Origin of the sequence: Acinetobacter sp. YH12227, assembly GCF_013417785.1 — a bacterium.
Taxonomy (GTDB): Bacteria; Pseudomonadota; Gammaproteobacteria; order Pseudomonadales; family Moraxellaceae; genus Acinetobacter; species Acinetobacter gandensis.
In genome coordinates this window covers 1-6,675 of record NZ_VPDH01000115.1, presented here as the reverse complement: position 1 = coordinate 6,675, position 6,675 = coordinate 1, and the positions used below count along the sequence as shown (strand labels likewise).

The following is a 6,675-nucleotide window of genomic DNA, read 5'->3' as shown; positions in this document are numbered from 1 at the left end:
TTCTTGACTCAAGCATTAATGCAGTACGATCTTCAAAGTTAAGATGATGGTATGACAATTTTATATACTCCATAAACCCTTTAAATTAATTAGGTGGTTTATGTCGCACTTCAAGTTTTACTCTGCCTACCTTTGGATATTCAATTTCTTGGATTGTTTGATACTGTAGCTTCATTTGGTTTACCAGCTACGAATATGCCGAATAAGTTGAGCTTTAGGGGACGGGATATGGTAGTTGATCCTAGGGTTAAAAATTGCTTGCATTTGGTTGCAGGTAATGAATTAAGATTTTCTTTTCCTGTTGATTTAATACGTAAAGATGGGAAATTAGCCAATCCAAATACGTGGAAAGAAATAGTTTATCCTGGTATGCACTCAGATGTTGGAGGCGGTTATCAGCCAAATTCACAAAGTGTAGATAATAATTTTGCAAGAATACCTTTAAAACATATGATGGAAGCTGCAGTATCAGCGAATGTAAAAATTTTTGACTATTTAAAATTAGAAAGCGAACATAAAGAACTATTTGAAAAAGAATTCAAGATTAATGAAGAAACACAACAATTATTTAATTCAGTTAAAAAAGAAGTAGGTGCTTCTACTGGTGTTACAGAACATGATATCCAAAATTACATGAAATTATATTATGGCTCTTATGGAACGTTACACCGAAGAAGACAAAAACATTTAATTAATGGTGATATTGAGCAAGCAAATGCTTCGCGTTCAGTTAGCCAAATTTCTAGGGAGGAGGGTGGTTTCGAGTTTCCAACCGGACCTGCTGATATGGCAACTGAAGTTGAACGTATTAAGTGGACAAAGAACTATACTACATTTAATCAGTCAAATATTACGGGTGTAAAACACCTTTTTAGAATATTTTATCCTGCTTTTAAACTGTATGAAATGCTTGTGCATATTGATGAGTGGGAATTGGAAAGTTGGGAAAAAGACGTCTCTCAAGAAGCTGTAGATTTTTATTCAAATTATATACATGACTCTAAATATGGGTTTGTGGCAAATGTAGAGCCGTTTAGTTATTTTAGACAGCGAACTGTATATGAGCCTAATCGTAGTTGGAAAGGACGTAGAACTGATAAAAAACTTGGATCTATATATGAACAGATACAAAAAGAACCTGAAGAGAAACCCTTAGAAAGCGATTCTATATGCCAAATTTAAAATACCAAGTGGGATGAATTAGCAGTAATAAAAAACGAGGCAAAAGCCTCGTTTTATCTGATTCAAACTAATTATTTTTCAACGAATGCACGCTCGATCACGTAGTCGCCTAGAACGCCCATCTTAGGAGATTCTTTCAGGCCGTGCTGGTCAAGTAGTGCAGCAACGTCGTCTAGGAATGCAGGTGAACCGCAAAGCATTGCGCGGTCAGTTTCAGGGTTGAAACGTGGAAGACCAATTTTTTCGAAAAGTTGACCAGTTTCAATGGCAGTAGTTACACGGCCTTGAGTATGGAATTCTTCACGAGTTACCGTAGGGTAGTAAACCAATTTTTCTTTCGCGCCTAATTCACCAAAGAATTCGTGGTTAGGAATTTCATCTAAGATTAAATCTTGATAAGCCAATTCCGAAATGAAACGTGTACCATGTACAACGATGATTTTTTCAAAACGTTCGTAAGTTTCAGGGTCACGAATTACAGAAAGGAACGGTGCAAGACCTGTACCTGAAGAAAGTAGGTATAAGTTTTTACCAGGGTTTAAGTCATCTAGAACCAAAGTACCTGTAGGTTTTTTAGACACTAAAATTTCATCGCCAACTTTTACTTTTTGTAAAATAGACGTTAAAGGACCATCTGGAACTTTAATAGAGAAAAACTCTAATTCTTCTTCATAGTTTGCGCTTGCAATAGAATAAGCGCGCATTAAAGGCTTACCATTTACTTCTAGGCCGATCATCACAAATTGACCGTTTTTAAAACGTAACGCTGTATCGCGAGTGGTTTTAAAAGAGAATAAAGTGTCATTCCAATGGTGGACGTGAGTAATCTTTTCGACGTTAAAAGCAGCCATTAAAGGTCTCAATAAAATTATCAAATTAGAACAGCTTACTATTCTAATCTAAAATCATTCTCGATAAACTGAATATATTTAATTGAACTTATCAGAAAAAGTGATTATGACTGAGCTTAAAATGCCAATTATCGGGTATATGAAATCTCCCTACCGAGAAAAATTTGGTATTCCACGTCAGCCGAATTTGGTGCAAGTCGAATCTTATATTGAAATGGTGGAACCTTATAACGATTTATTGGCTTTCGAGGGAATTGATGATTTCAGTCATCTTTGGCTGATCTGGCAATTTCATGACAATAAGAATGTCGAATCAAATAAGTTCCGACCTCAAGTTCGTCCACCACGCTTAGGAGGCAATAAAAAAATCGGGGTATTTGCGACACGGAGTATGTATCGTCCATCACCTATGGGGCTGTCTGTTGTGCAATTTAAAGAAGTCAAAAAAGTGGGTAAAGCCGTTCACCTTTATGTCACAGGTAGTGATTTATTGGACGGTACACCAATTTTAGATATTAAGCCTTATATTCAATACTCAGATGCAATTGTAGGCGCGAACAGTAGCTATGCACAGCAAGAACCCGTGAGAAAAACAGTAATCTGGTCAGAACAAGCCGAACAACAAAAACAGCAATTAATCAAGCTGGGCAGTTTTATACCACAATTGGTAGGGGAGTTGGAGCAAGTATTAGCTTTAGATCCTCGTCCTGCCTATCAGCATGATGATGAACGTATTTATGGTATGTTGTTTGGTGGTTGTAACGTGAAATTCAGTGTTAGTGATTTTAGTGTCATCGTAAGCACGATTGCGGATGAAAAAAAGGAGCATTAATGCTCCTTTTTTCATAACTTCAATACTGATTAAGGTTTCATATTATTTTGAATAAAAGTACTTGCTGTCTTGTTATACCAAGTACATAAATTGTTTTGGCTTTCAATGCGTTGAATGGCAAGTTTGCGCTCTGCATCAGTTAAACTTGATTGAATGTTATCCTTTTCATTTTGGATCTCATCTGCAAGGCTGTATTGCAAACCTTTAGCATGACGTTCTACTTCATAATATTGTCCTTTATATTCAGCATAACCATGAGTTGCATCCGCATCATTTCCTTCATAAGAATACAGGTACGCTACAGTATCTTTATAGGTTTTCTTAAAGATTCTGCCTTGAGTATTTTGACTATATTGCGCAGCATAATCATCAAAATATTTTTTCTCATTGCCATTGCTAAAAGCAAGCAGATTTTCTTGGTTGTTAGAGTAGGTCAACTGCTGCATACAGTAAGCGCCAGCCGGGAATGTCAGGTCTTTAACGCGGTTGTAATAGGCATTACGGACAGTGCCAAAGTTTACTGTAGATTTATTGGTAAGATCCCATTGATGCTCAGGTTCAAGTGTAGCTAAGACATTTTTACCACTTAAATCAATCTTTTTGTATGTCGATGTAAAGACTAAATCTGTGGAACCAATAGGTGAGTAGTGCTGATGAGTAAGCACTAAGCCCTTAAATGAGCCAGTACCAACCAAATAGCCATATTTAGAATCTTTGGGCCCAAAGTCTTGATAGATGCCATTTTGAGTAATGGTGAGATCATTACCATTTTCAAAATCATTTTGGTCGTAGATTTTTCCTTGATTAATGGTACCGGTTGAATAATCTAAAGATAAAGCATCATCATTATAACCACCGTTTATTTCGAAAAATTCCCATTACTGAAAGTCGTTATTTTCTTCTGGTGTATTGGGGTTATTATTAACTGAAGAGTCACTTGAACTTCCGCCTCCGCCGCCACAGCCAATTAATGTAATTGCTGTAAAAATTGAAAGGCTCAGACTTTTAAGTTGCATTGTACTTCCCTCATTTCTTGATATACAAATATTTAATCAGGGTGATCATATTGTAAAAATTATGTAATCAATAAAGTTTTTATTTGAAAAAATGTTAATAGGTTTATCTATTCTAATAAATCTGAATCATTATTAAATCTAACTGCATCTTGTACGACTGATGCGAGCATTAGTTGCTAAGCAATATTTATTGAGCAATAAATTCATGCTTTTAATGTGTTGCCGTTTTGTGTTATTTAGGCATTTACAGACCTTCTTTGCCCAATTTATCTAATGCGATGTCAAAAACTTGCTATATTAGTTTTATGTTTGGGGAACATAGAACAATGACTTTTAATTTTGAAATTGACACTTCTTGGTGTTTAGACCAATTACAAAAAGATGGGCGAGTGAGTGAGCGTGATAAATTACGGATACAGACTACACATCGTCAGCGCGAACAACTGAAATGGCATCCTTTACAATGGATTGCCAATTTTAATTTAGTCGATCAAAGTCATCCTCAAACCACATTAACCTTGAACCGACTGTGTCAGTGGTTGGCAGAAAAAGCTGGATTACCTTTTTATATTATTGATCCTTTAAAAGCCGATGTTGCAGCATTGACCAGTGTAATGTCACAGGAGTTTGCAGTACGCAACCGAATTTTAGCTGTAGAACTGCAAAATGAACATGTCCTGATTGCCACAGATCAACCTTATAAAAGTGAATGGGTTGCTAACTTAGAGCGAAGTGTTCTACCACGTAAAATTCAACGTGTCCTTTTAAGCCCAGATCAACTACAACGCTACCTGGTGGAATATTATCAAGTCAGTCGTGCAGTGAGTAATTCGCAAAAATCATCGAGTTATGATCGTGAAAATAAAGGGGTCGAAGCCCTACTGCAATTAGGTGATACACAAAATCCAGATGCCAATGATCAGCACATTGTCAAACTGGTCGATTGGGTGCTGCAATTTGCCTTTGAACAAGGTGCGAGTGATATTCATTTAGAACCACGTAAAGACACCGGTAAAGTCCGATTCCGTATTGATGGGGTGCTGCATACTATTTATAACATGCCCGCGAATACACTCACTGCAGTGGTATCACGAATCAAAATTTTAGGACGTATGAACGTTGCTGAAAAACGAAAACCGCAAGATGGTCGACTCAAAACACGAACACCTAAAGGACAAGAAACAGAACTTCGTCTTTCAACTTTGCCAACTGCTTTTGGCGAGAAGCTGGTCATGCGTATTTTTGATCCAGAGGTTTTAGTCAGAAGCTTTCAACAACTTGGCTTTGATGGTCGCTTGTTAGATGATTGGAATACATTAACCAGTCATAGTCACGGCATTATTTTAGTGACAGGGCCTACGGGTTCGGGTAAGACCACCACCTTATATTCATCGTTAAAGCAATTGGCGACTGAAGAAGTCAATGTTTGTACCATTGAAGACCCGATTGAGATGTTAGAACCTAGCTTTAACCAAATGCAAGTTAATACAGGCATTGACCTAGGTTTTGCAGATGGTGTTCGTGCCCTCATGCGACAAGACCCTGATATTATTATGGTTGGAGAAATTCGTGACCACGATACGGCAAATATGGCGATTCAAGCCGCGCTCACAGGACATTTAGTACTTTCAACGCTACATACCAATGATGCGCCATCAAGTTTGACGCGTTTGCATGATTTAGGCATTCAACCCTTCTTAACGGCTGCAACGATATTAGGTGTATTAGCACAGCGATTAGTACGTCAGTTGTGTCCGCACTGTAAACGTGAAACCTTTATTAATGAGCAAGAATGGAAGCACCTTACATTTGACTATAACTTAGAAATGCCTAATTTTGTCTATGAAGCAGTAGGTTGTGATGAATGCCGTCAGACAGGTTATAAGGGGCGTGTCGGAATCTATGAATTTATGCCACTGAGTTTGGAAACTAAACAGCTGATTGGTGCAAATGCCACACTAAATCAACTGCGCCAGCAAGCGCGTAAGGAACAGATTGAGCCATTGCGTATTGCAGGTGCACGTAAAGTCTTAGCAGGTGTGACGACATTAGAAGAAGTCCTGCGTGTCGTCCCTCTAAATTAAATGATCGTTGTTTAGTACGTAGAGCTAAATTTTAAGCATCAATACTCAATATATTTATCTTAAGATTCGGCTCATCTTGCTTTGTTTTAATACTTATATCGAAACAGTGCAAGTCATAGAGAGAAGACGATGAATAAGATGAAATCTGTAGCATTAGGTTTAAGTTTGGCAACTTTAACTTCAGTTGCAATGGCAAATACGGCTGTGAATCACACTGCTGTGACACCGCTGAAAACAACTAGTGTTAAACAAGCACTCACTCAAAAAGATGACACAAAAGTACAACTTCATGGCTATGTAGTGAAATCTTTGGGTGATGAGAAATATCAATTCCAAGATAAAACCGGCAGTGTTACGGTCGAAATTGATAATGAGCTTTGGCAAGGCAAGCCTATTTCAGCAAAAACACCCGTCACATTAATTGGTGAAATAGACATTGATCATAAACCTACAAAACATGTGGAAATTGATGTCGATCATGTGAAGTTCTAAAACTATTCAAATACTTTATTTGAATATTGAAAAAACCACATCATTCGGTGTGGTTTTTTTATTGAATTCTTTTTTAATAAATCGGTTTTTCGTGTAAGCGTCCGCTGAACACACCTTATGAATTCATCCTATAAGCCTTAATTTAGTCCCCACTTAAAAACAAGTGGGGACTAAAATTTATGACTACAAATCACCAGACATCCATCGCATCTCTTGCG

7 protein-coding genes are annotated in these 6,675 nt (G+C 37.3%); 4 read left to right on the top strand and 3 right to left on the bottom strand.

The window, feature by feature from the left end; translation table 11 throughout:
• Positions 1-93 precede the first annotated feature (93 nt).
• Positions 94-1,182: a DUF2235 domain-containing protein gene (locus FTV09_RS16605; RefSeq protein WP_180058923.1), complete on the top strand. Its 1,089-nt coding sequence runs from the start codon at positions 94-96 to the stop codon at positions 1,180-1,182.
• Positions 1,183-1,253: 71 nt separating this feature from the next.
• Here FTV09_RS16605 and FTV09_RS16600 read toward each other — a convergent pair whose 3' ends face one another.
• On the bottom strand, positions 1,254-2,033 hold the full coding sequence (locus tag FTV09_RS16600) for a ferredoxin--NADP reductase (protein WP_111885341.1): 780 nt from the start codon (positions 2,031-2,033) through the stop codon (positions 1,254-1,256).
• Positions 2,034-2,139: 106 nt separating this feature from the next.
• Between FTV09_RS16600 and tsaA the strand changes: the two genes are divergently transcribed.
• A complete protein-coding gene (tsaA, locus tag FTV09_RS16595) occupies positions 2,140-2,865 on the top strand; it encodes a tRNA (N6-threonylcarbamoyladenosine(37)-N6)-methyltransferase TrmO (protein WP_180058922.1) in 726 nt (241 codons plus the stop codon).
• 29 nt (positions 2,866-2,894) lie between these two features.
• Here tsaA and FTV09_RS16590 read toward each other — a convergent pair whose 3' ends face one another.
• Positions 2,895-3,530, bottom strand: coding sequence for a hypothetical protein (locus FTV09_RS16590; RefSeq protein ID WP_180058921.1), 636 nt, complete (start codon positions 3,528-3,530; stop codon positions 2,895-2,897).
• Positions 3,531-3,743: 213 nt separating this feature from the next.
• Positions 3,744-3,881 (bottom strand): hypothetical protein, encoded by a 138-nt coding sequence (locus FTV09_RS16585; protein ID WP_180058920.1) that lies wholly within the window; start codon positions 3,879-3,881, stop codon positions 3,744-3,746.
• Positions 3,882-4,207: 326 nt separating this feature from the next.
• Here FTV09_RS16585 and FTV09_RS16580 point away from each other — a divergent pair, with 326 nt between their 5' ends.
• Complete coding sequence (locus FTV09_RS16580) at positions 4,208-5,965, top strand: GspE/PulE family protein (protein WP_067762661.1); 1,758 nt, start codon at positions 4,208-4,210, stop codon at positions 5,963-5,965.
• Positions 5,966-6,094: 129 nt separating this feature from the next.
• Positions 6,095-6,457, top strand: coding sequence for a NirD/YgiW/YdeI family stress tolerance protein (locus FTV09_RS16575; protein WP_067762660.1), 363 nt, complete (start codon positions 6,095-6,097; stop codon positions 6,455-6,457).
• Positions 6,458-6,675 lie beyond the last annotated feature (218 nt).